The 25,567-nt window shown below is 37.4% G+C and carries 23 protein-coding genes; 16 read left to right on the top strand and 7 right to left on the bottom strand.

Features of this window, described 5'->3' with window-relative positions:
• Positions 1-21: 21 nt before the first annotated feature.
• Positions 22-978: a UV DNA damage repair endonuclease UvsE gene (uvsE, locus tag MOC86_RS04825; RefSeq protein WP_268583038.1), complete on the bottom strand. Its 957-nt coding sequence runs from the start codon at positions 976-978 to the stop codon at positions 22-24.
• Between the two features lie 13 nt (positions 979-991).
• A complete protein-coding gene (gene cls / locus MOC86_RS04830; protein ID WP_268583039.1) occupies positions 992-2,182 on the bottom strand; it encodes a cardiolipin synthase in 1,191 nt (396 codons plus the stop codon).
• A gap of 162 nt (positions 2,183-2,344) precedes the next feature.
• On the opposite strand from cls, the gene MOC86_RS04835 reads away from it, so the two are divergent.
• The 8 genes from MOC86_RS04835 (at position 2,345) to MOC86_RS04870 (ending at position 14,721) form a co-directional block, all read left to right on the top strand.
• On the top strand, positions 2,345-4,447 hold the full coding sequence (locus MOC86_RS04835; protein ID WP_268583041.1) for a (Fe-S)-binding protein: 2,103 nt from the start codon (positions 2,345-2,347) through the stop codon (positions 4,445-4,447).
• Between the two features lie 12 nt (positions 4,448-4,459).
• Entirely contained in the window at positions 4,460-5,635 is a 1,176-nt protein-coding gene (locus MOC86_RS04840) for an acetyl-CoA C-acetyltransferase (RefSeq protein ID WP_268583333.1), read from the top strand.
• 14 nt (positions 5,636-5,649) lie between these two features.
• The gene (locus MOC86_RS04845; protein WP_268583043.1) at positions 5,650-6,501 is read left to right on the top strand and encodes a 3-hydroxybutyryl-CoA dehydrogenase; all 852 of its coding nucleotides are present in this window, start codon (positions 5,650-5,652) and stop codon (positions 6,499-6,501) included.
• Between the two features lie 13 nt (positions 6,502-6,514).
• Complete coding sequence (locus tag MOC86_RS04850; protein ID WP_268583045.1) at positions 6,515-7,597, top strand: acyl-CoA dehydrogenase family protein; 1,083 nt, start codon at positions 6,515-6,517, stop codon at positions 7,595-7,597.
• 18 nt (positions 7,598-7,615) lie between these two features.
• A complete protein-coding gene (locus MOC86_RS04855; protein ID WP_268583046.1) occupies positions 7,616-8,746 on the top strand; it encodes an acyl-CoA dehydrogenase in 1,131 nt (376 codons plus the stop codon).
• 20 nt (positions 8,747-8,766) lie between these two features.
• A complete protein-coding gene (gene icmF / locus MOC86_RS04860; protein ID WP_268583047.1) occupies positions 8,767-11,961 on the top strand; it encodes a fused isobutyryl-CoA mutase/GTPase IcmF in 3,195 nt (1,064 codons plus the stop codon).
• Positions 11,962-12,206: 245 nt separating this feature from the next.
• The gene (rpoE, locus tag MOC86_RS04865) at positions 12,207-12,764 is read left to right on the top strand and encodes a DNA-directed RNA polymerase subunit delta (protein WP_326847706.1); all 558 of its coding nucleotides are present in this window, start codon (positions 12,207-12,209) and stop codon (positions 12,762-12,764) included.
• 349 nt (positions 12,765-13,113) lie between these two features.
• On the top strand, positions 13,114-14,721 hold the full coding sequence (locus MOC86_RS04870) for a CTP synthase (protein ID WP_268583049.1): 1,608 nt from the start codon (positions 13,114-13,116) through the stop codon (positions 14,719-14,721).
• A gap of 36 nt (positions 14,722-14,757) precedes the next feature.
• Here MOC86_RS04870 and MOC86_RS04875 read toward each other — a convergent pair whose 3' ends face one another.
• Positions 14,758-15,288, bottom strand: coding sequence for a DUF2529 family protein (locus MOC86_RS04875; RefSeq protein ID WP_268583050.1), 531 nt, complete (start codon positions 15,286-15,288; stop codon positions 14,758-14,760).
• A gap of 244 nt (positions 15,289-15,532) precedes the next feature.
• Here MOC86_RS04875 and MOC86_RS04880 point away from each other — a divergent pair, with 244 nt between their 5' ends.
• From MOC86_RS04880 to fsa, 3 genes are all read left to right on the top strand, one after another.
• On the top strand, positions 15,533-15,904 hold the full coding sequence (locus tag MOC86_RS04880) for a response regulator (protein ID WP_268583052.1): 372 nt from the start codon (positions 15,533-15,535) through the stop codon (positions 15,902-15,904).
• Between the two features lie 275 nt (positions 15,905-16,179).
• Positions 16,180-17,037, top strand: coding sequence for a class II fructose-bisphosphate aldolase (locus tag MOC86_RS04885; RefSeq protein ID WP_268583053.1), 858 nt, complete (start codon positions 16,180-16,182; stop codon positions 17,035-17,037).
• Positions 17,038-17,133: 96 nt separating this feature from the next.
• Entirely contained in the window at positions 17,134-17,781 is a 648-nt protein-coding gene (gene fsa, locus MOC86_RS04890) for a fructose-6-phosphate aldolase (protein ID WP_268583054.1), read from the top strand.
• Between the two features lie 44 nt (positions 17,782-17,825).
• Here the strand turns inward: fsa and MOC86_RS04895 are convergent, their stop codons facing one another.
• Genes MOC86_RS04895 through MOC86_RS04910 form a run of 4 tightly spaced genes read right to left on the bottom strand, consistent with a single transcriptional unit; the run spans position 17,826 to position 19,518 of the window.
• Positions 17,826-18,485, bottom strand: coding sequence for a DUF1129 family protein (locus MOC86_RS04895; protein ID WP_268583055.1), 660 nt, complete (start codon positions 18,483-18,485; stop codon positions 17,826-17,828).
• A 44-nt stretch (positions 18,486-18,529) separates the two neighbouring features.
• Positions 18,530-19,030, bottom strand: coding sequence for a hypothetical protein (locus tag MOC86_RS04900; protein WP_268583056.1), 501 nt, complete (start codon positions 19,028-19,030; stop codon positions 18,530-18,532).
• A complete protein-coding gene (locus MOC86_RS04905) occupies positions 18,993-19,193 on the bottom strand; it encodes a hypothetical protein (RefSeq protein ID WP_268583058.1) in 201 nt (66 codons plus the stop codon). Before MOC86_RS04905 ends, MOC86_RS04900 begins: the two co-directional genes overlap by 38 nt.
• 1 nt (position 19,194) lies before the next feature.
• Complete coding sequence (locus MOC86_RS04910; RefSeq protein WP_268583059.1) at positions 19,195-19,518, bottom strand: PadR family transcriptional regulator; 324 nt, start codon at positions 19,516-19,518, stop codon at positions 19,195-19,197.
• A gap of 358 nt (positions 19,519-19,876) precedes the next feature.
• Between MOC86_RS04910 and MOC86_RS04915 the strand changes: the two genes are divergently transcribed.
• From MOC86_RS04915 to MOC86_RS04935, 5 genes are all read left to right on the top strand, one after another.
• Positions 19,877-21,163 (top strand): UDP-N-acetylglucosamine 1-carboxyvinyltransferase, encoded by a 1,287-nt coding sequence (locus MOC86_RS04915; protein ID WP_113750236.1) that lies wholly within the window; start codon positions 19,877-19,879, stop codon positions 21,161-21,163.
• Positions 21,164-21,187: 24 nt separating this feature from the next.
• Positions 21,188-22,156, top strand: a complete 969-nt coding sequence (gene glpX / locus MOC86_RS04920) for a class II fructose-bisphosphatase (protein ID WP_268583062.1) — start codon at positions 21,188-21,190, stop codon at positions 22,154-22,156.
• Between the two features lie 582 nt (positions 22,157-22,738).
• A complete protein-coding gene (gene rho / locus MOC86_RS04925; RefSeq protein WP_061804808.1) occupies positions 22,739-24,013 on the top strand; it encodes a transcription termination factor Rho in 1,275 nt (424 codons plus the stop codon).
• A gap of 134 nt (positions 24,014-24,147) precedes the next feature.
• Positions 24,148-24,348: a 50S ribosomal protein L31 gene (gene rpmE / locus MOC86_RS04930; RefSeq protein ID WP_019394784.1), complete on the top strand. Its 201-nt coding sequence runs from the start codon at positions 24,148-24,150 to the stop codon at positions 24,346-24,348.
• Positions 24,349-24,573: 225 nt separating this feature from the next.
• On the top strand, positions 24,574-25,146 hold the full coding sequence (locus MOC86_RS04935) for a thymidine kinase (protein ID WP_243516333.1): 573 nt from the start codon (positions 24,574-24,576) through the stop codon (positions 25,144-25,146).
• The last annotated feature ends 421 nt before the right edge of the window (positions 25,147-25,567 follow it).

The following is a 25,567-nucleotide window of genomic DNA, read 5'->3' on the forward strand; positions in this document are numbered from 1 at the left end:
TCTATGTTGTGGGAGATTTTTTTATGGCCAAACAATGCTTCCGCCGCTTGCTCGTTTTATGCCGCGTAGCTTACTTACCTCTTCTACAAATTGAAGCAGTGCTTTATCTTTGCCTTTTGCTTCAATCATGACATCAAAATCTCTATTTAACTCACGAGCTGTTTTGAAAAATGGTTTCACAAAATCAAGTGACAAGTAATCACTATGACTTCTAAAACTGCTTTCTGATTTTGGAGAGGAGAGATGTACTTTGGGTTTTAAGTTCCTTTCTTTCCATGTATCAAACATGGGTTCAAGCAACTCTTCAAGTGGCGTTTCACTCAAATTTGCTTGATGATGGTGATAATCAAATAAAAGAGGGATTCCTTGGTGTTGACATATTTTTAGTGTTTCTTCTGCTGTATATGTTTTATCATCATTTTCAAGCGTCATTTTTTGTTTGATAGGAGTTGGGAGCTCTTTTAAATTTTTATGAAAACGTTCAATAGCAGAAGGTTTGTCGCCATAAGTTCCGCCAACGTGGATATTGATAAGTGACGTTTTCTCAACGCCTATTACTTCTAAAATATTGTAATGATATTCCATATCACGAACAGCATTTTTTGTGATATGAGGTTTATCGCTCGTAAAAAGCGTATATTGATTAGGGTGAAAGCTAACCCGTAAATTATGTTTTTTAATAAAAGCACCAATCTCTTTTAATTTTGAACCGAAAATCCCAAGGTAGTCCCAGTTTACCTCAGGATGTGTTGCAAGTGGAACAAGGGAAGAAGAAAGGCGATAAAGTTCAATTTTATGGCCAACATTATAGTGAAGGATGCGCCATGTTGTTTGAAGATTATGTTCTGTTACATTTTTTAATTGCTCAAGCCGCTGTTCTTTGTCGAGCTGTTTAAAACGCGTAAATGTCATTGTTTTAGCAGGAGACCCTTCCCAAAGGTTCAAAGCATGTGACACATAGCCAAACCGAATAAACATAATGAAACTCCTCTCATAGAAGTGGCGATACCAATTTTGAAATTTGCTCTTTTGTTTTCTGAAACAACGTTCTTTTTGGGATATCTTCTAACATTAACTCTTCTGCATCGTTTATGTCGTCACATACAATTTTTTTAACCTGCAAGATAAATGAAGGAGAGTACATGTAACAGTTAATTTCCTTATTAAGAAAAAGACTTCGCTTATCAAAATTTGCTGTTCCAATATCACACATCACATCATCAATCACGATGACTTTAGAATGATAAAAGCCATAATAATGACGAAAAACACGGCCTCCTTTTTTTAGGAGAGGCTTATAATAGGGAAAAGCAGAATCAGGAATAAGAGGGTGATCAGCTTTAAGTGGTGTGAGAATGTTTACGTTTACCCCTCGATCTATTGCATCAAGAAGGGTTTTAAACAATTTTTGACTCGGCACAAAATAAGGTGTACCAATATAAATGTCTTTTTGGGCTTTCTCAATCATTGTCATATAGTCTTGTTCAAGTGTTTTACCATCTGTTGTTTTAAATTGGAAAGAGCAAGGAAACGGACCAGTGTTTGAAGGCTCGGGTGGGTATAGTACTTCTTCTGTTTCCTGTTTCCAATCCTCACAAAACTGAGTCTGAAGATCTGCAACTCCTTCTCCTGTTATCCGGAGGTGAAAATCTTTCCATGCCCCAAGCCTTGGGTTAAATCCTAAATACTCTTTGCCAATATTAAAACCGCCAATATAGCCAGTTGAATTATCAATAACTGTAATTTTTCGGTGGTTTCTTGTGTTTAGTTTATAGAAAAGAAAAGGAAAAGTAGGTTTGTGCGTAAATGAAAATTTTATGCCTTTTTCTCTTAAGTGTTGAATATCTTTTTTAGTAAGAGAGCTTCCAACCCAGTCAAGAAGAAGACATACTTCGACACCTTGCTGTCTTTTTTCTTTCAAAAGAGTTAGAAATTCCTGTCCAACTTCATCTGAGCGAATAATATAAAAAAGTACATGAATACTTTTTGTAGCATTTCGTACATCAGAGAAGAATTGTTCAAAAAGATCATATCCTTCTGTATAAAAAGTAACGTCTCCATTTCGCTTCGGATAGAGTGTTTCCTTAGCTGTTTTTCTATGAAGAGCAGAACCGCAGGTAAAGTCAATAATGAGAAGAACAATCAATAAAAATATAAGACCGATAATTGTTAATGCAATCATAATCCGCCTCCTCGCTTTGTTATACCTTGCCCTTTTTTGACTAAGATTATTTCTAAATTTAAGAAAGGAAAGGGTTGACTGAATGTTCATTCAATTTATACAATAAAAGTACTATACTACAAAAAGATTCCTGATGTTTTCATGTTAAAAGGAGGGGAAAAAGTGACAATGCTCTTATGGATTAACATGTTAGCTTTTTTGTTTGTAACCGCTTACGCTGTTTTCTTGTTCTCATATCTTATTAGAACAAGGCTAGCCTACATCAGGTTAGGAAGGAAAATAGAATTTGATGGAGAAGTGAAAGAACGCTATCGTAAGGTTGTTGTAAATGTTTTTGGACAGAAGAAGCTGTTGAAAGATAGAAAGAGCGGTATTATTCACGTTCTCTTTTTTTATGGTTTTATTCTTGTGCAATTTGGAGCTCTTGATTTTATTATAAAAGGACTTTTTCCAGGATATCATTTGCCATTTGGTCCTTTCTATGGAGGGTTCACCTTTTTTCAAGAAATTGTGACGCTTCTAATTGTAGTTGCAGTTTTATGGGCTTTTCATCGTAGATATATTGAAAAGCTAGTACGTTTGAAAAGAGGGTTCAAATCAGGTCTTGTTCTTCTTTTTATTGGTGGACTCATGATCTCAGTTCTTGCAGGAAACGGAATGAGCCTTATTTGGCATAACGAACAACTAGGTTGGTCAGAGCCTGTTGCTTCTCTTATTGCAAGTTTATTTAGCTTTCTGCCAGAAACAGGAGCCACTGTTCTTTTCTATGTAGCATGGTGGGTACATCTTTTATTGCTCCTCGCTTTTTTAGTGTATGTCCCACAATCAAAGCATGCTCATTTAATTGCAGGTCCTGCTAACGTTTATTTAAATCGTCTTACTCCTCCTGGCAAACTTGAAAAAATTGATTTTGAAGATGAAAGCAAAGAGACATTTGGGGTTGGAACAATTGAGGAGTTTACTCAAGGTCAGCTTCTTGACCTTTATGCATGTGTAGAGTGTGGGCGATGTACAAATGTATGTCCAGCAACTGGAACAGGAAAAATGCTTTCTCCAATGGACTTAATTTTAAAGCTTCGTGATCATCTCACAAATAAAGGAGCTGCTGTAACGTCAAGAACTCCATGGGTCCCTGCGTTTGCTTTCAATAATACACACGGCAATCAGCTTGCTCTAAAAAGTAAACAGCAGGGGATTGAGGAATCAGCAGCAACTCTCAGCTATAACCCATCATTAATTGGCGATGTGATTACAGAAGAAGAGATTTGGGCCTGTACAACATGTCGAAACTGTGAAGATCAGTGCCCAGTGATGAATGAGCATGTTGATAAAATTATTGATTTACGCCGCTATCTTGTTTTAACAGAAGGAAAGATGGATGGAGACGGGAAAAGAGCGATGACAAATATCGAGCGTCAAGGTAATCCATGGGGAATTAACAGAAAAGAAAAGGAAAAGTGGCGTACGCTTCAAGATGTTAACGTTCCAACGGTGAAAGAGCTCAAAAAAGAAGGAAAAACGTTTCAATATTTACTTTGGATAGGATCAATGGGTGCGCTTGATAACCGAAGTCAGAAAATTACCTTTTCTCTTGTGAAGCTTTTGCGTGAAGCAGGAGTAGAATTTGCAATCCTTGGTAATAAGGAAAAAAACTCTGGAGATACACCAAGAAGATTAGGAAATGAGTTTCTTTTTCAAGAACTTGTGGCAGCGAACATTCAGGAATTTGAGAAAAATGAAGTTAAGAACATTATTACAATTGATCCTCACGCATACAATACGTTTAAGAACGAGTATCCTGATTTTGGGTTCAAAGGCAATGTATATCATCATACTGAAATACTCGCTTCTCTTCTTAAAGAAAAGAAACTTGTGCCAAAGTATGAAGTAAATGAAAGCATTACATTTCATGATTCTTGCTATCTTGGTCGCTACAACGAAGTATATGAACCTCCAAGAGAGATTTTAAAAGCCATTCCAGGGGTGAATGTTCTGGAAATGGAACAAAATCGAGAGAAAGGGATGTGCTGTGGAGCTGGTGGTGGCTTAATGTGGATGGAAGAGACAGCAGGGTCTCGAATTAATGTAACCCGAACAGAGCAGGCATTAGAGGTGAAACCAACTGTCATTAGTTCGGGGTGTCCTTATTGTTTAACAATGTTAAGCGATGGTACAAAAGCAAAAGAAGTAGAAGATAAAGTCGGAACATACGACGTTGCAGAGCTTCTTGAGAAGGCTGTCTTTGGCTCTAGTGAGAAAGCATAAAAAGGAGGGGAAATAATGAAATCAGTTATTGTTGCAGCAAAGCGCACTCCTTTTGGTAGACTTGGGGGACATTTTAGAAATTTAACAGCAAGCGATTTAGGTGGGAAGACAATCAGAGCTTTGTTAGAAGAGAAAAAAGAGGCGAAAGAGGTGGTTGATACTGTATTGCTTGGAAATGTGCTACAGGGAGGTCAAGGTCAGCTTCCATCAAGGCAGGCTTCTTTTAAAGGTGGATTAGACTGGAATGTTAAAACAGAGACAATTAATAAAGTATGCGCCTCAGGAATGAGAGCTGTAATAGAAGGGGACTTTTTAATTCGGCTTGGAGAAAGTGAAGCCGTTATTGCAGGAGGAATGGAATCTATGAGCAATGCTCCGTATTTTTTGGAGCATGCTCGCTTTGGGCATAAAATGGGAAATCAAAGTTTGAAAGATCTCATGATGCATGATGGATTAACATGTGCGTTTACAGGAGCTGCAATGGGGAGTTATGGTGATACAGCAGCGGAAGAATTTCAGCTTACAAGAGAAGAACAAGATGAGTGGGCTGTAAGAAGCCATGAACGGGCTGCTCTCTTTTATGAGAAGGGATATTCTAAAGAGGAAATTGTCCCTGTTCAGGTGAAGAATAGTAAAGGTTCTCTTTTTATAGAAGAAGATGAGTCATTGAGACGAAACACAACAGCTGAAAAACTAAAAAAATTAAGGCCAGCTTTTAATGATGGGGGGACAATAACAGCTGGAAATGCCCCGGGAGTCAATGATGGAAGCGCTTCCTTAATGCTGATGAGCCAAAGAAAAGCATATGAATTAGGATATCGACCATTAGCTACAATTGTCGATTACACATCATTAGCCCTTCAACCAAAAGACTTCCCTAAAACACCAGGCTTAGCAATTCGTAAACTATTAGCCAAAACAGGTAAGAAGGTTGAAGATATTTCTCTATTTGAAATCAATGAAGCTTTTGCAGCTGTTGCTTTAATAAATATGAAAACAGAAGGCCTTCAAGCTTCAAAAGTAAATGTAAATGGTGGTGCCCTTGCATTTGGTCATCCTATTGGAGCGAGCGGAGCCCGTATTTTAGTCACGCTCATTCATGAATTACAGCGGATAGGAGGCGGGTTCGGAATTGCCTCAATATGCAGCGGTGGAGGGCAAGGTGACGCACTTATGATTAAAGTTTGAAAGGAGGAAATGGAATGGAAAAGCGAAAGGCGATGGTGATTGGTGCAGGGCAGATGGGAGCGGGGATTGCTCAAGTTCTCGCTTCCGCTTCTTATAATATTGTTCTCTATGACCTTGATACACAAGCACTGCAAAAAGGGATGAGCAAAATTGAAACATCTCTTAAAAAAGCAGTCCAGAAGGAAAAGATAAAAGAATGTGAGATGAACGAAACGCTAGCAAGAATTCAAGGCACAACAAGTCTCAGTAATGGAGATGATGCTGATATTGTAATTGAAGCAATCGTTGAAAATTTAGAAGTAAAGAAAGAAGTTTTTAAAAAGCTGGATCAGATAGTAAAAAGGGAAGCTATATTAGCTTCTAATACATCTGCTCTTTCAATTACAGAACTTGGGGCTGTAACAAAAAGGCCTGAGAAAGTCATTGGAATGCATTTTATGAATCCTGTTCCTGTTATGAAGCTTGTTGAAGTAATTCGTGGACTCTCCACATCTGAGGAAACATATAAAGAGATTAATAGTATAACAGAGTCCCTGGGAAAAGTTCCTGTGCTAGTAAATGACTTTCCTGGTTTTGTATCTAACCGTATTTTAATGCCAATGATCAATGAGGCAATATACGCTTTATACGAGGGAATAGCTTCAAAAGAAGCAATTGATGAAGTGATGAAGCTTGGAATGAATCATCCAATGGGCCCTCTACAGCTTGCTGATTTTATTGGTCTTGACACATGCTTATTCATTATGGAGGTACTGCATGAAGGGTTTGGTGATGATAAATATCGACCTTGTCCACTTCTAAAGCAATACGTGAAAGGGGGGTACCTTGGTCATAAAGTAAAGCGCGGTTTTTACGAGTATGAATAAGAGGAGTGATTCTATGCTCGTTTTTACAAAAAAGCATGTCAAGATACAACAAGAGATGGAAAAGTTTGCAAGGGAAGAAGTTGCTCCTTTTGTAGAGAGGATGGAGGAAGGTGTTTTTCCAAGGCCCCTTATTGAAAAAATGAGTAAGCAAGGGTTCATGGGAATCCCCTTCAACAAAAGGTATGGAGGTCTCGGGTTGGATTTTATTTCTTATATCTTGTCCATTCATGAGATCTCTAAAAAAAGTGCAGCATTAGGGGTTATTTTATCTGTTCATACATCTGTTTGTACAAATCCTATTTTAACATTCGGCACAGAAAAGCAGCGGGAACGATATGGTAAGAGATTAGCAAGTGGTGATATTTTGGGTGCCTTTGCATTAACAGAAACAGGAGCAGGATCGGATGCAGGGAGCTTAAAAACAAAAGCAGAGAAGGATGGAGATGTGTATATCCTAAACGGAGCAAAGCAGTTCATTACAAATGGGGGAGAGGCAGATATTTACCTTGTTTTTGCGCGCACAAATAAAGGTATTACGGCTTTTATTGTAGATAAAGAAACGGTGGGTTTGAAGGTTGGAAAAGATGAAAAAAAGATGGGGCTGCATGGTTCACGCACAACATCGCTCTACTTTGAAAATATGAAAGTTCATAAAGACAATCGCTTAGGGGATGAAGGTGAAGGATTTAAAATTGCCATGAGTAATTTGAATATCGGGAGAATTGGAATTGCAGCCCAAGCTTTAGGAATTGCGGAAGCTTCCCTAGAAGAGGCGCTTCTTTTTATGAAAAGGGGCAAAAAAAGTCTGCTACCTTTAGCGAACATGGCTACCCGTATTGAAGGTGCGAAGCTTTTAACATATCAAGCTGCATTCTTAAAGCAAAAAAGAAAAACATGTAGAAAAGAAGCTTCAATGGCCAAGCTTTTTGCTGCTAAGACAGCAGTTTATGTTACAAGCGGTGTGCTTGATTGTTTAGCAGAATATAGAGGGCTTCCAAATCATCATGCTGAGCGTTTTTTCAGAGATGCAAAGGTTTGTGAGATTTATGAAGGAACAAGTGAGATTCAAAAGATAGTAATCAGTCGCAGTCTCTAAACTAAAGGGGGAGAAGAGATGAATTTTGAGCTATCATCAGAACATGAAATGATTAGGAAGACAGTACGTGACTTTGCGGACAAAGAAGTAGGTCCAACAGCGGAAGAACGAGACGAGCAGGAACGATTTGATCGAACAATCTTTGAAAAAATGGCCGAAATAGGCTTGACAGGGATTCCTTGGCCTGAAGAGTACGGAGGTATTGGTGGTGATTATGTAATGTACTGCATTGCTGTTGAAGAGCTTTCGCGCGTATGTGCTTCAACAGGCGTTATGCTCTCAGCTCATACTTCGCTAGCATGTTGGCCTCTTTATACATTTGGAAATGAGGAACAGAAGAGAAATTATTTAACTCCTCTTGCAGAAGGAAAATTTCTAGGCGCATATGCTTTAACAGAATCACAGTCAGGATCAGATGCTGGAGGGATGAAAACAACTGCCCGAAGAGAAGGAAATGAATATATTCTAAATGGTTCAAAGATTTTCATTACAAATGGAGGGGAGGCGGACATCTATATTGTTTTTGCAAAAACCAATAGTGATGGAAAAGGCGAAACAAGCGCTTTTATTATTGAAAAAGATATGAAAGGCTTCTCGGTTGGAAAGAAGGAAAGAAAGCTCGGTATTCGTGCTTCTCCGACGACAGAGGTTATTTTTGAAGATTGTCGAGTAAGTAAAGAACATCTTCTTGGAGAAGAAGGAGAAGGCTTCAAGATTGCGATGATGACATTAGATGGGGGCAGGAACGGCATTGCGGCCCAAGCTCTTGGGATTGCTCAAGGAGCTCTTGATGCAGCTGTTGCCTATGCAAAAGAGCGTCATCAGTTCAAAAAACCAATTATTGCTCAACAAGGGATTGCTTTTAAGCTAGCAGATATGGCAACAAGCGTTGAGGCATCAAGACTCTTAACATATCAAGCAGCATGGCTAGAATCACAAGGAGAGCCTTATGCAAAAGCCTCTGCCATGTCCAAGCTTCTCGCCGGAGATACAGCAATGAAAGTGACAACAGAGGCTGTTCAAGTTTTTGGTGGCTATGGCTACACAAAAGATTATCCTGTTGAACGGTTTATGCGTGATGCGAAAATTACGCAAATTTATGAAGGAACTCAGGAAATTCAGCGGCTTGTGATTTCACGGTATTTATAAGGCGAAAAGGTGGTGAGAATGTGGGGTATAAAAGAAAACACCATATACGTTTTATTACAGCTTCAAGCTTATTTGACGGCCATGATGCCTCCATTAATATTATGCGTCGCCTTCTCCAAGGAAGCGGTGTTGAGGTCATTCATCTTGGGCACAATCGTTCTGTTGATGAGATTGTTCAAGCAGCCCTCCAAGAAGATGTCCAAGGTATTGCTGTTTCTTCCTACCAAGGAGGACATATGGAATACTTTATGTATATGTATGATCTCCTACAAGAGAAGAATGCAGGTCATATTAAAATTTATGGCGGTGGTGGAGGAGTTATCCTACCAAAAGAAATTAGAAGGCTTCATGAGTACGGTATTTCTCATATCTTCTCTCCTGAAGATGGGCGGAACTATGGCCTACAGGGAATGATTGATAAAATTATTGAAGAGTGTGATGTTCCACTTGAATCAAAAGAGGTGAGATTACCTCTAAATTCAAGCGACGACCAAGAAGTAGCTCGTCTTATTACCCATGTTGAGAATGGAGGAGAGCTTCCTAAAGGGACGCCTCATAACGATATTCCGGTAATTGGAATAACAGGAACAGGCGGAGCTGGGAAGAGCTCTCTTACAGATGAACTTATTCGCCGTTTTTTAATGCAGTTTCCATCGCTTACAATTGCTGTTTTATCTATCGATCCTACAAAACAAAAAACAGGCGGGGCCCTACTCGGTGACCGAATTCGAATGAATGCCGTTAATTCCCCTCGCGTTTTTATGAGAAGTCTAGCAACAAGAAGCTCGAATCATGAATTGTCTTTTGCAATTGATGATGCTGTTACCGTTGTGAAGGAAGCTGGTTATGACATTGTCATTGTTGAAACGAGCGGTATTGGGCAAGGGGATGCGTCAATTACGAACATTTGTGATCTTTCTCTATACGTTATGACAAGTGAGTTTGGAGCACCGTCGCAGCTTGAGAAGATTGAAATGATTGATTATGCAGATTTTATTGTAATCAACAAGTTTGATAAACGAGGCTCAGAAGATGCAAAACGACAAGTCCAAAAACAATATCAGCGAAACCACGCTCTATTTGATAAAGACTTTGATTCATTGCCAGTCTATGGAACGATGGCAAATCAGTTCAATGACAGTGGAACTAATATTCTATTTAATGACTTGGTTAAGAAGCTTAACAATCAATACAATGAAAAATTTGAGGACAGCGGGATAGATATTTGTCAAAAAAAAGAGCAGCATACGATTATTCCACCAAGCCGACAGCACTATATGCGGGAAATTTCTGATACAGTTCGAAGGTATCATCAAGACAAACTTCAGCAAGCAGAATATGCTACAAACCTTTACAGACTTCAAGGAGCAGAAGAACTTACTTTTAATGAAAACGTAAAAGAGCATATGAGGGAGCTACAAGAAAAAGAAAAAGAAAAACTTTCAAAAGAATCACTTAAAATTTTAGAGACGTGGGAAGAAAAAACTGCCTCTTACAAAGGTGATACTTTTTCTACAAAAGTAAGAGGAAAAACAATCACAACAGAGCTTGTTACGACAACATTATCGGGTCTTAAAGTACCTAAAGTTATGCTGCCTTCTTACCATGATTATGGCGATATTTTAAAATGGGTTTATAGAGAAAATACCCCTGGATTCTTTCCATTTACAGCAGGTGTTTTTCCCTTTAAGCGAAAAGGAGAAGATCCTAAAAGACAGTTCGCAGGCGAAGGACCGCCTGAACGAACTAACCGCCGTTTTCATTATCTTTCTAAAGGGGAGAGTGCACATAGATTAAGCACTGCTTTTGATTCTGTAACACTGTATGGCGAAGATCCAAATATTCGTCCTGATATTTTCGGAAAAATAGGGGAGAGCGGGGTAAGCATCTGCACATTAGACGATATGAAAGAGTTATATAAGGGATTTGATTTATGTGCCCCAACAACATCTGTATCAATGACAATCAATGGCCCTGCTCCTATCTTACTTGCGATGTTTCTCAATACTGCTATCGACCAAGCGATAGATATGAGAGAGAAGGAGCTTTCACGCAAGCTTGAACAAGAAGAGATTGAAGAATTGAAAGCGCACACATTAAATGTTGTGAGAGGAACGGTTCAGGCTGATATTCTAAAAGAAGACCAAGGCCAAAATACATGCATTTTCTCAACAGAATTTGCTCTTCGGATGATGGGAGATATTCAGCAATATTTTATTGATCAGAAGGTCAGAAATTATTATTCTGTATCTATTTCTGGCTATCATATTGCAGAAGCAGGAGCAAATCCGATTTCTCAGCTTGCTTTTACGCTTGCTAATGGGTTTACGTATGTTGAATATTATTTGAGCAGAGGGATGAAAATTGATGAATTTGCTCCGAATCTTTCCTTTTTCTTCAGCAATGGCTTGGATGCAGAGTATACAGTGATTGGAAGGGTAGCAAGGCGCATTTGGGCAATTGTAATGCGAGAGAAATACGGTGGGAACGAACGTAGTCAGAAGCTGAAATATCACGTCCAGACATCAGGTCGATCTTTGCATGCACAAGAAATTTCGTTTAATGATATTCGCACAACCCTTCAAGCGCTTATGGCTCTTCATGATAATTGTAACTCTCTTCATACAAATGCTTATGATGAGGCCATTACGACTCCAACAGAAGAATCTGTTCGACGAGCAATGGCAATTCAACTTATCGTAACAAAAGAGCATGGACTAACCAAAAATGAAAACCCGCTTCAAGGTTCTTTTATTGTGGAAGAATTAACAGATCTTGTAGAGGAAGAAGTGTTAAAAGAATTCGAAAGAATAAGCGATAGAGGTGGCGTGCTGGGAGCTATGGAAATGCAATATCAGCGTAGCAAAATTCAAGATGAATCAATGTTTTATGAAATGAAGAAACACACAGGAGAACTGCCTATCATTGGAGTGAATACGTACCAAAATCCTGAAGCCCAAAGTGAAGAAAGCATTGACAGTATGGAGCTTGCTCGCTCAACGAAAGAAGAAAAGCAAAAAAGAATTGTTGACCTGCAAAATTTCCAAGAAAAATATAGAGGAAAAGCAGAAAGGGATTTAGAAAAATTAAAAGAAGTAGCTAGAAATGGTGGTAATATTTTCACAGAGTTGATGAATACCGTAAAGACGGCTAGCCTTGGTCAAATTACTCATGCTTTGTATGAAGTAGGAGGGCAATATAGGCGGAATATGTAATAGAGAGGAAAACCTTAATGAAATGAGACTTTCATAAGGTTTTCCCTTTTTTAGAAAAGAAGTTTGCTTAATGAATTTTTTGCTTATCAACACTAGCATAAATGGATAAAATTTGTTTATAATGAATGGTATGTATTTCATGTTACACGTGATAAAATAATACTTGGTGTGTTTACACAACATTGACAGGCTATAATAGTACAGTTATGAAAACTTTATAGATAAGTTTGATACATAGGAAGGGTGTGTCTATTTTGGGTCTAAACCAATATACTCAAGAAGAACTACGCGAAACGGCAATGATCGAGTTAGCGTTTGAAATTATGTCAGATAGCAAAGAACCAAAAGCATTTTCTTTTCACGATCTAGTGGAAGAAATTCAAAAAAAAGTGGGTCTTTCAGAAGCAGAAGTGCGTCAACGTATTGCTCAATTTTATACAGATTTAAACATTGATGGTCGTTTTGTTACGCTTGGGGACAACCACTGGGGGCTACGCAGCTGGTATCCTGTTGATCAGTCTGAAGAAGATCTTGTTGCAACAGTGAAAACAAAGAAAAGAAAAGCAAAAAGATATGCTAAAGACGATCTTGATGAATATGAAGATGCTGATGATGACTACGAAGAGTACAATGATGTAGATAGTCTTGATGAAGAAGACTATGAAGAACTAGATGATGAAGAAGATTATGATGATATGCTTGAAGAAGAAGATTATGATCTAGATGATGAAGAACTAGATGAAGAAGATTTAGACGATGAAGAATTAGAGTATGAAGAGCTTGATGAGGATGAAAAATTATAAAGAGCCTTGACTTTTAAGAGAGAACTTTGTAGAATTCTTTTTGGGCTCTTAAAATTAAAGCAATCTTTTATAAGATATATATTGCTCCCATTACTGCATGTGCAGGATGGGAGCAATTTTGTTTTTATAGAGTTGTATATAAGATAAAGAGCAATTTTTTGATTTTTTTATATAAATTGGAAGCTCCCATTTTTGAAGGGAAGTTTTGCTAAAGTGTTGATCATTATTTTTATATGAATGATGACTTATAAGCTCGTGCAAACTTTTAAGAAGGATACATATGCCTTCTTTTTGCTTTTTCATAGAATTTTTTAAATAAGATAACCTAAATTTAGAGGGGGAAGTACAGATGACAAAATATATCTTTGTAACTGGTGGAGTAGTATCATCACTTGGAAAAGGAATTACAGCAGCCTCTCTAGGCCGTTTATTAAAAAACCGTGGGTTAAGCGTAACAATCCAAAAGTTCGATCCATACATTAACGTTGACCCAGGAACAATGAGTCCATATCAGCATGGTGAAGTGTTTGTAACTGATGATGGTGCAGAAACAGACTTAGACTTAGGTCACTATGAGCGTTTCATTGATATCAACTTGAACAAATATAGCAACGTAACAACAGGGAAGATTTATTCAACAGTATTAAGAAAAGAGCGTCGTGGAGACTATCTTGGTGGTACTGTGCAAGTTATCCCACACATCACAAATGAAATTAAAGATCGTGTATTCCGTGCTGGAAAAGAAACGAATGCAGATGTGGTTATTACAGAAATTGGAGGAACAGTAGGGGATATCGAATCTCTTCCATTCCTTGAAGCTATTCGTCAAATCAAAAGCGACATTGGTCGTGACAATGTAATGTATATTCATTGTACGCTTGTTCCATATTTAAAAGCTGCAGGAGAAATGAAGACAAAACCAACACAGCATAGTGTAAAAGAACTTCGCAGCTTAGGTATTCAACCAAACGTCATTGTTGTACGTACAGAAATGCCAATTTCTCAAGACATGAAAGATAAGATTGCTTTATTCTGCGATATCGATACAAAAGCTGTTATTGAAGCTGGAGATGCAGAAACACTTTACGAAATTCCTTTAGCACTACAAGCTCAAAACCTTGATCAGCTAACTTGTGAACATTTAAAACTTCCTTGTCGTGAAGCAGATATGACAGAGTGGAAAGGCCTTGTTAATAAAGTGAAAAACCTTTCTGGTAAAGCAACGATTGCTCTTGTTGGTAAATATGTAGAGCTACAAGATGCTTACATTTCTGTTGTTGAGTCACTTCGCCATGCAGGTTATGATTTTGATACAGATGTAAAAGTCAAATGGTTAAATTCTGAAAACATTACAGAAGAAAATGTAAAAGAAGAACTTGCAAATGTTGATGGAATTATTGTACCGGGAGGATTTGGAGATCGTGGAATCGAAGGGAAGATTACAACGATCAAATATGCTCGTGAAAATAAAGTACCATTCTTTGGTATTTGCTTAGGTATGCAGCTTGCATCTGTAGAGTTTGCTCGCCACGTTTTAGGTCTTACTGATGCTCATTCAGCAGAGATTGCACCTGAGACAACAAGCCCAATTATTGACCTTCTACCAGAACAAAAAGACGTAGAAGATTTAGGTGGAACACTTCGTCTTGGTTTATATCCATGTAAACTTGTTGATGGTACGTTAGCACAGCAAGCATACAAAGATGAAGTGGTATATGAACGCCACCGCCATCGCTATGAATTCAATAATGAATTCCGTCAAGCAATGGAAGATGAAGGTTTTGTTTTCTCTGGTACAAGCCCAGACGGTCGCCTAGTGGAAATTGTAGAGTTAAAAGACCACCCTTGGTTCTTAGCTTGTCAATTCCACCCAGAGTTCACATCACGTCCAACGCGTTCACAACCTCTATTTAGAGAGTTTGTTCGTGCTTCAATTGAGTTAGGTAAAAAACAATAATATTAAAAAGCAGCTGATAATTATCAGCTGCTTTTTTTATTCGTATTCTTCCACCATTTCTTTTATTGTGAATAGTACGGCATAGTAAGCATATAGGCCAACCATTGTAGAAGGAAAACCAAAGCGCTCTCCATCATCACCAGGGATAAGTGGTTTAAGAAGTTTTGTATCAATATGTACATCTGAATAGTCAGCTGCAGTTTCTCCCTCTTGTTTAGGGTCAAGAGCCCCCATAGTAACAAAAGGAATGTCTTTCTCAGTGATAGATTTAGCTAACTCTATAGCTTCTTGGTCATGAGCATATCGACTACAAACTAAAATTCGGTCAACGCTTGTTATATTTTCAAGGTTTTGGTTAGAAAGAAGAAGTTCAGCATTTAAAGCATCTGCTCCTTTTATTGCTTCAATAGCAATAGCCTCCATTTCTTGAAAACCATGGACGAAAAGTTTACCATCGCCTATGAGTCCTTGAGCAAGTATGCGTGCTCCATCTTCTATATTTAGCTCTTCTTTCTCACTTATTCGATTGAAGTATCCGTTCAATTGGGTTGTAAAAATCTTCATCATATTATTATTCACCTCTGCTAGCTATTATAGCTTACAACACCAAGGATTTAAAAAGCCGAACTATAAAAAAATAAGTATTTTATTCTGTGAAATGTTATTTTTGATTATAATTAAGAAGTTCGAGCGCTTTCTCCGCTAAGAATATACAAAAAGTTATTTTTTGTGAAAGAAGGGATTTCTTTTTCTAAGTAGAATAGAGTAAAGTAGTCCTCGGTACGAAAATTTATTTTAAGGTGGGATAGAAGTGAAAGAACGAATTTTAATTGTAGATGATCAGTACGGGATACGCATTCTTTTAACAGAAGTGTTGCAAAAAGAAGGATATAAAACACTTCAGGCTTCCAACGGCTTTGAAGCTATTGATATTGCAAAAGAACGCACGCCAGATTTAGTTTTATTAGATATGAAAATTCCCGGAATGGATGGAATTGAAATTTTAAAGCGTCTAAAAGAACTAGATGCAACAGTGAAAGTCATCATTATGACAGCGTATGGGGAGCTTGATATGATTCAAGAAGCAAAGGACTTAGGAGCGCTGACACACTTTGCAAAACCATTTGATATTGATGAAATTCGTCAAGCTGTAAAAAAATATATTCCAGTTAATACTAACTAGTACTATAATCTCCTCGTTGCTGTGAAATTCTACATATCACTATTCAATCTCACGGGCTTTGCTATGCGCGTTTTTTTCTTGTATTAACTGCATAAAATGTATAAAAATATGGCAGTTTTTTAAGAGAGGTTGCCTATTTTTGTCGAACTCTGCTAGCTTTTATATTGCCGTCAAGTTCGTAAATTGGTATCCTAAAGATGTACTTACATTATTTTAAAGCTTTATTCCTTTTATTAAAGAAACGAGCTTTCAACAGTTTAGAGGAGGATTTACTAATGCCATTAGTATCAATGAAAGAAATGTTGAATACTGCTAAAGATAACGGTTATGCAGTAGGTCAATTCAACTTGAACAACTTAGAGTTCACGCAAGCGATTTTACAAGCAGCACAAGAAGAAAAATCTCCAGTTATCCTTGGTGTTTCTGAAGGTGCAGGCCGTTACATGGGCGGATTCAAAACAATCGTGAAACTTGTTGAAGCACTTATGGAAGAATACAACGTAACAGTACCTGTTGCGATTCACCTTGACCATGGTTCAAGCTTTGAGTCTTGTGCAAAAGCTATTCATGCTGGCTTCACATCTGTTATGATCGACGCTTCTCACGGTCCTTTCGAAGAGAACGTAGCGGTAACATCTAAAGTTGTTGAGCTTGCTCATTTCCACGGTGTATCTGTTGAAGCTGAGCTTGGAACTGTTGGTGGACAAGAAGATGACGTGATTGCAGAAGGCGTAATTTACGCAGATGCACAAGAATGTAAAGAGCTTGTAGAACGTACAGGTATCGACTGCCTAGCTCCAGCACTTGGTTCTGTTCACGGTCCTTACAAAGGGGAACCAAACTTAGGATTCAAAGAAATGGAAGAAATCAGTGGTCTTACAAACATGCCGCTTGTATTACACGGTGGTACTGGAATTCCAACAAAAGATATCCAAAAAGCGATTTCTTTCGGTACAGCTAAAATCAATGTAAACACAGAAAACCAAATTTCTTCTGCAAAAGCTGTTCGTGAAGTACTAGCAGCAGACGCTGAAGTATATGATCCACGTAAATACCTAGGACCAGCTCGTGAAGCAATTAAAGCGACTGTTATTGGTAAAATGCGTGAGTTTGGTTCTTCAAACAAAGCATAATTAAACATGTGAGGAAGTCTTTTTTACAAGCTTCCTCGCTTTTATATCTTTCTTGTAACCGTTTTAAATAAAAGGAAAAAAGAAGGGATGAGGAAAATGAAATTTTTTATCGATACAGCGAATCTAGATGAAATCAAAGAAGCACATGAATTAGGAATTCTAGCTGGTGTTACAACAAACCCTAGCTTAGTTGCAAAAGAGAATGTATCTTTCGAAGAGCGTTTGAAAGAAATTGCTAGTCTTGTTCCAGGATCTGTAAGCGCAGAGGTTATTTCCTTGAAAGCAGAGGAAATGATTGAAGAAGGAAAAGAGCTTGCTAAAATTTCTCCGAATATTACGATAAAAGTTCCAATGACTCCCGATGGCTTAAAAGCTGTCAAATATTTTTCTGAAGCGGGCATTAAAACAAACGTTACACTTGTTTTCTCTGCAAACCAAGCACTTTTAGCAGCACGTGCAGGTGCAACATACGTATCTCCATTTTTAGGACGTCTTGATGACCTTGGTCATGAGGGATTAGATTTAATCAGTGAAATTGCTGAAATCTTTGCGATTCATGATTTACCAACGGAGATTATTGCTGCAAGTATCCGTCATCCATTACATGTTAAAGAAGCAGCGTTACGTGGTGCAGATATTGCGACAATTCCGTTAAAAGTTATCATGCAACTTTTCCACCATCCATTAACAGAACAAGGTATCGAGAAATTCCTACAAGACTGGGAAGCTCGTGTGAACGTTTGATAGATGAAAAAATCCCTCTAGATATATCTAGAGGGATTTTTTTGTTAGACCCATCCATTCTGAAGGGACTTAGACCATTTTTTAAAAGAATATTGAATTAGGAATAATGATAAGGTAATAAAGAAACTAATGGAAAAATTAATAGGCAATGTCCAAACACCTTCAAATAAATACCTTGAGACAATAAATGATGGAATACTTAATACTCCAACGATGATAGTAATTATAGTCCATAACTTTGAATCTGCATTTTTAAGTAACTTCATGAAGCAAGTAATAAGAAGAGCTAAAGAAATTAAACTAATAAGATAAGGAATGATTGAAAATGTATCTTTTGAGAACCTGTCAAAGAATGTGCTAAGAAACTGCCCTGCTGTTTTCACAATAAACATCCACATAAGCATTAAGATTCCAAAATAAAAGGCATCAATTAGATGAACTAATTTTGTTTCCTTAGGTAAGTTCGCTACAATGTCTTTACTATATTGTTTTAAGTCCCGCCTGAATAAATCTTCTGCATTTTTCCCGTGTTTTTGCCCTGTGATTAAGTGCTCAATAATTTCTATAAGCGTTTCCTTTGTTGCTCGTTCAGAAACATTGCTTCCTCGTACATAGGTAAGCACTATTTCGTAAGCAGCAGCATTTTCCTTTGTTAAACTTCTATGAAGAATAGTATTCCTTTTAATTAGTTCTTCTGTAGTCAACGTTTTTTGCTCCTTTTATAGATTTTTTTAGTTTATGTGAATGCTTAGCTATAGGAGATTTTTGTTTCGAGATGTTTTGAATATTTTTTAAATGCATACTGAAGAGTGAAAAGTAGACAAGTAATAGAAGTGCTTATTAACAAATTCATTGGAACTGTCCATACGTCTTTAAAAAATTGATCTGTGAAAACGTATGAGATAGTACCGATGACGAATGTAGAAACTCCAAGGGCAATCCAGCCTTTTGAGCCATAAACACTATTTTTAATAGCTTTAAAAACTGCCCAAATGATAATCCATGTAAAAGGCCATGAAATTAAAAAGGGAAGGAGGGAAATATGGTCTTCTGAAAAAGCAGGGTAGAAGAGACCAATGATTTCTCCAATCGTTTTAGGAATAAACATCCACATGAAAATTAAAGTATTGAAATAAAGAATATTCATAATTTGAAGAGCTTTTGTTTCCTTTGGTAGATTGACTAATACATCATCACAATAAGCTTTTAAATCAGAGCCAAAGATTTCTTCCGCCTTTTTGCTGTCCAATAATGAGGTGTTCCAATATTTCAAGTAACGTTTCTTCTGTGACTCGTTCAGATAGTGAGTTCAGTCTTATATAGACAACCATATTCTCGTAAACTTTTTCATTATGAGTATTTAGGAATACCTGTAGTTCTCTATTCCTCTTAATAATATCTTTCGTATTCAAACTACATCTCTCCTTTCAACTGACTAACGGCACCAATGATATTATCCCAATTTTCTTCAAACTGCTTTAAGGATTTTTCCTCCTCAATTGTAAGTTTGTGGTATTTTCGGTTTGGACCTGATGGGGAAGGTTTCATTGTTCCTTTAATCCATTTTAATTTTTGCATACGAGCAAGCACTGGATAAATACTTCCTTCCTTCACCATAGTTAGCCCTGCCTGATGAAGACGCTCACTAAGTTCATATCCATATACTTCTTTTCGAGAGATAACAAGCAAAATACAGCCTTCTAGTATCCCTTTTAGTAACTGGCTTTGATTATCCAATTGTTCTCATCACCACGATTCTTATCTATATTGTTTTGCAAGGTACTTATGTTCATTTATTGAAATTTGAGGAAGTAAGAATTGTTTTTTTAGGCAAGAATGATATATTGTATGGTAGAAGAAAGTTTAGAATAAGAAAAAAGATAGGGATTAAAAAGAATTACTTTTTCCTCATATGTGTGAAAAACCCTATCGTCATCCTTTTTTGAAAGTGTTATCATAAGGTAGTCTATTATAAATTGTTTAAAGTTTTTATTATTTTTGTAACATATAAGTTATTATCGGCAATAATGATGACGAACATATAATACGTAACTCTGACATAGTAGAACATCGGTCTGCTAGAAAGGAGAATAACATGGAAAAATTGAAAATCGAAGGTGGTCACAAGTTAAAAGGTGAAGTGAGAATAAGCGGGGCTAAAAATAGTGCTGTTGCTTTAATTCCTGCTACGATTTTAGCTGAGTCGCCTGTTACAATCGAAGGTCTTCCTGATATTTCAGATGTTGCTATCCTAAGCAGCTTAATTGAGGAAATTGGCGGAAGTGTTTCAATGGATGCTCACGAGCTTAAAATAAATCCTGAAAAGATGATTTCGATGCCGCTCCCAAATGGAAAGGTGAAAAGGCTACGAGCTTCTTATTATTTAATGGGAGCTATGCTTGGAAGATTTAAGAAAGCAGTTGTTGGACTCCCTGGAGGATGTCATTTAGGTCCTCGTCCAATAGACCAGCATATTAAAGGTTTTGAAGCTCTAGGGGCAAAGGTAACCAATGAGCAGGGAGCTATCTATTTGCGAGCAGAAGAGTTAAAAGGAGCACGTATCTATTTAGATGTTGTCAGTGTTGGGGCTACAATTAATATTATGCTTGCAGCTGTGAGAGCAAAAGGGCGCACTGTTATTGAAAATGCGGCGAAAGAGCCGGAAATCATTGATGTTGCTACCCTTCTTACAAGCATGGGAGCACGTATTAAAGGGGCAGGAACAGACGTTATTCGTATTGATGGAGTTGATCATCTAAGCGGTTGCCGTCATTCTATTATTCCTGATCGAATTGAAGCAGGTACATATATGATAATGGCGGCTTCAATGGGAGAAGAAGTGTTAATTGACAATGTAATCCCTAAGCATATCGAACCATTAATTGCAAAACTTCGTGAAATCGGAGTAGAAGTGCAAACGAACAATGATCAAGTGCTTATTAGAGGAAAAGAAAACTTAAAAGCAGCGGATATTAAGACACTCGTTCACCCTGGATTCCCAACAGATTTACAGCAACCAATTACAGCTCTTCTAACAAAAGCAGAAGGGACAAGCATGGTAACTGATACTATTTATAGTGCACGCTTCAAACATATTGACGAATTAAGAAGAATGAATGCGTCTGTAAAAGTAGAGGGTCGTTCTGCTATTATTAATGGTCCGACAGAGCTTCAAGGAGCAAAAGTGAAAGCTTCTGATTTGCGAGCAGGTGCAGCACTTGTAACAGCAGGATTAATGGCAAAAGGCATCACTGAGATTACTGGACTTGAGCATATTGACAGAGGGTATAGCCATCTTGTTGATAAACTCTCAGGTTTAGGGGCAGTTATTTGGCGCGAACGTATGACAGAACAGGAAATTGAGCAATTTCAAAATTCTTAAATCACCGACTGGAGATGGATGAGAATGGAAAGAAGTTTATCAATGGAATTAGTTCGTGTAACAGAAGCAGCAGCTCTTGCATCAGGACGATGGATGGGAAGAGGAAAAAAAGAAGAAGCAGATGAGGCTGCTACATCTGCAATGCGTGATGTTTTTGATACAATCCCAATGAAAGGGACTGTTGTTATTGGTGAGGGAGAAATGGATGAAGCGCCAATGCTATATATTGGTGAGAAGCTTGGTACAGGCTATGGGCCACGTGTTGATGTTGCTGTTGACCCTCTTGAAGGAACAAATATTGTTGCAGCAGGAGGGTGGAATGCCCTAGCTGTATTAGCTGTTGCGGATAATGGGAACTTACTTCATGCTCCTGATATGTATATGGAGAAAATTGCTGTAGGTCCAGAAGCTGTTGGCAAAGTTGATATTAATGCTTCTGTTATTGATAACTTGAGAGCGGTAGCAAAAGCTAAAAACAAAGATATTGAAGATGTTGTAGCAACAGTCCTAAACCGTTCACGTCATGAGAGAATCATTCATGAACTTCGTGAAGCAGGTGCACGCATTAAGCTTATTAACGATGGAGACGTTGCAGGGGCTATTAACACAGCTTTTGACAATACAGGTGTTGACATTTTATTTGGTTCAGGCGGAGCGCCAGAAGGTGTTTTAGCAGCTGTTGCTTTAAAGTGTTTAGGTGGGGAACTTCAGGGGAAGCTTTTACCACAAAGTGAAGAAGAATTAAAACGTTGTAAAGAAATGGGCATTGAGGATGTTGATCGCGTTCTTTATATGGACGACCTTGTAAAAGGGGAAGATGCCATCTTTGCAGCGACAGGGGTAACAGATGGTGAACTTTTAAAAGGTGTTCAATTTAAAGGATCTATTGGTACAACTCAATCACTTGTTATGAGAGCAAAGTCGGGTACAGTTCGTTTTGTTGATGGTCGTCACAGTCTGAAGAAAAAGCCAAACCTAGTTATTAAGCCATAACGGAACTTTTTAACCATAATTAAAATTAGAGCTATCATATCTTGTATTTCTTTTCATAATGTACTATTTTAATAGTTGTATAAAGTCTAATGATCAAGCGTTGCCAGATTGAGGCAACGCTTGATATATTACTGGAATTTGTTTCCGTTTCCTTTGTAGTGACATTAGCCTAAAATGAAGGAAATGAAGGGATAAGCGCGAATTTATCTTTAATCCCCATTGCTGAGTCCCGTTGTAATAGCTCACCTTTTTTGTTGATTAAAAAGTGTAAAAAGGGTTAGAATAGAGAATGCTACACAAATAGAAAAACACTACTCTACTCTTTATACTTCTGTTTATCTTATCTCAACTGCTTTTTATCCAGAACAAAGTAGTAAAGATGAACTCCTACACGTTAGAAGTTTTAATTTATCTTCTCCTAAAATATAGATTGATCCCAACGGAAAAATAGTAAAAGAATTATTTAGGAAGAACAGGCTAAACGAGTATTTAGTTTTTTTATCATTGTTTGTGCAAGCTTTCCTAATGCTTTATAAAATCTTGCATTTTTGAAAAATTTTATCTTGAAAAGTGGTGTTTTCCATGAGCTTAACATTATCGAGTTTAGAAAATATGAAATTAAAAGAATTATATGAGCACGCTCGTGAATATAGTGTTTCATACTATAGTAAGTTAACTAAAAAGGAATTAATCTTTGCAATTTTAAAAGCACAAGCTGAAAAGGACGGCTTACTATTTATGGAAGGTGTTCTTGAAATTATTCAATCAGAGGGTTTTGGTTTTTTACGTCCAATTAACTACTCTCCAAGTTCAGAAGATATTTATATTTCAGCATCTCAAATTCGTCGTTTTGATTTGCGTAACGGAGACAAAGTTTCGGGGAAAGTACGTCCTCCTAAAGAAAATGAACGTTATTATGGTTTGTTACACGTGGAAGCGGTTAACGGAGATGATCCAGAGTCTGCAAAAGAACGTGTGCATTTCCCTGCCTTGACTCCAATTTATCCAGATCGTCAAATTACGCTTGAAACAAAACCAAATCACTTATCAACTCGTGTGATGGATTTGATTGCTCCTGTTGGTTTTGGTCAGCGTGGTCTTATTGTAGCCCCGCCAAAAGCAGGGAAAACAATGCTTTTAAAAGAAATTGCAAATAGCATTGCTACAAATAATCCAGAAGCAGAGCTTATTGTTCTTCTTATTGACGAGCGTCCTGAAGAAGTAACAGATATTGAGCGTTCTGTAGAAGGGGATGTTGTTAGTTCAACATTTGACGAAGTTCCAGAAAATCATATTAAAGTAGCAGAACTTGTTCTAGAGCGTGCTATGCGTTTAGTAGAACATAAAAAAGATGTGGTTATTTTAATGGATAGTATTACAAGATTAGCTCGTGCTTATAACTTAGTTATTCCACCAAGTGGACGTACGCTTTCGGGTGGTATTGATCCTGCAGCGTTCCACCGTCCAAAGCGATTTTTTGGGGCTGCCCGAAATATTGAAGAAGGCGGTAGTTTAACTATTCTTGCAACAGCGCTTGTTGATACAGGTTCACGTATGGATGACGTTATTTATGAAGAGTTTAAAGGTACAGGAAACATGGAGCTTCATCTTGACCGTTCACTTGCTGAGAAGCGTATCTTCCCTGCAATTGATATTCGTCGTTCAGGTACTCGTAAAGAAGAAATGTTGATCCCGAAAGAGCATCTTGATCATTTATGGGCAATCCGTAAAACAATGGCAGATGCTCCTGACTTTGTTGATAAGTTTATGCGTCGTTTACGTCAAACGAAATCAAATGAAGATTTCTTTCAAGCATTAACAGAGGAAAGAAAAGCGGTCACACACGGCAAACGTTAACATTTTCTTCTTATAAAACAATGCTATTGCAAAAGAAGTAAACCCTTGTTATAATTCAAAGATGTGCGACATCACGCAATCAGCGTGGATATAACTCTGTTTCAGATGATTCAGGGCGGAAGGAGATGAAAAACATGAAATCAGCAATTCATCCGGATTATAAAAAAGCAACAGTAAAATGTTCTTGCGGTAATGAATTTGAAACTGGTTCTGTTAAAGAAGAGGTACGCGTAGAGGTTTGCTCTGAGTGCCATCCATTCTACACAGGACGTCAACGTTTCGCTTCTGCAGACGGTCGTGTTGAACGTTTCAATAAAAAATACGGTCTTAAGTAATCGTAAATATGTACGATCAAAACAGGCAAGCGGCTCAAGCTCTTGCCTGTTTTTTACATAGTGAAACATAAAACGTTTATATTATTATAGGGCACCTAGGAAGATATGTATAAAACTTATCTTCTTTTTAATGTGGTTCGCTCTAAACATAGAAAAGCGTAACGTATGGAAAGCTACTCCTAAGGATCTGTAAAGAGAGATGAATAACAAGGTAAGGAGAATTTGATGGCACAGTTATTTTTTAAATATGGCGCAATGAATAGTGGAAAATCAATTGAAATTTTAAAAGTGGCAAACAACTATGAGGAACAAAATAAAACAGTCCTTATGTTTACTTCTGGAATTGATACAAGAGATGAAATAGGATATGTCTCAAGTAGAGTGGGCCTTCGTCGAAAAGCTATTCCAATATTTGATGACACCGACATCTTTAATATTGTCTTTGATCATTCTCCAAAACCGAACTGTATCCTTATTGATGAAGCTCAGTTTCTTAATAAAGATAACGTTTTACAGCTTGCTCGTATTGTAGATGAACTCAATATTCCTGTTATGTGTTTCGGACTAAAAAATGACTTTCAAAACGAACTTTTTGAAGGAAGTCGTTATTTATTAATTTATGCTGATAAAGTAGAAGAAATGAAGACAATTTGCTGGTTTTGTGAGCGTAAAGCAATTATGAATTTGCGCGTAGATGATGCTGGGAAGCCCGTATATACAGGTGAACAAATTCAAATTGGGGGAAATGATTCCTACTATCCAGTTTGTCGTAAATGTCATGCTAATCCGCCTCTGTAAAATAAATAGTAATGGAAAAAGCGATGAAAATTCTTTTCTAGTTGAAGGGTTTTTATCACTTTTTCTTATATTAAAAATCAAAAATAAATGTTTTTTTACAATATATTTTTTATTATTGAAAAATCTTTAAGGATGAGGTAATTGAAGAAGGGTTTGAAGGTCTTCTTAGAGAGAGAAAAATGAAAATTCTTGTTCAAGAAAAATAAGAAAAAAGATAGGGCACTTTGGTTTCCTATCGCTTTTATTATAGAAAGAGAATGGTTCATCACCTACATCCTGTGGGCTTATTTGCTTTTGACGTTTGCTACAGCCTATACTATAATTATAATGTTATGGATAAAATTTGATTTCCACTTAGAAGTGTCTATATTTTACTACTGTAAAGGGTAAAATGAGACATTTATTCAGATGTCTTTAAGAC

Source organism: Priestia endophytica (assembly GCF_026790145.1).
GTDB lineage: Bacteria > Bacillota > Bacilli > Bacillales > Bacillaceae_H > Bacillus_I > Bacillus_I endophytica_A.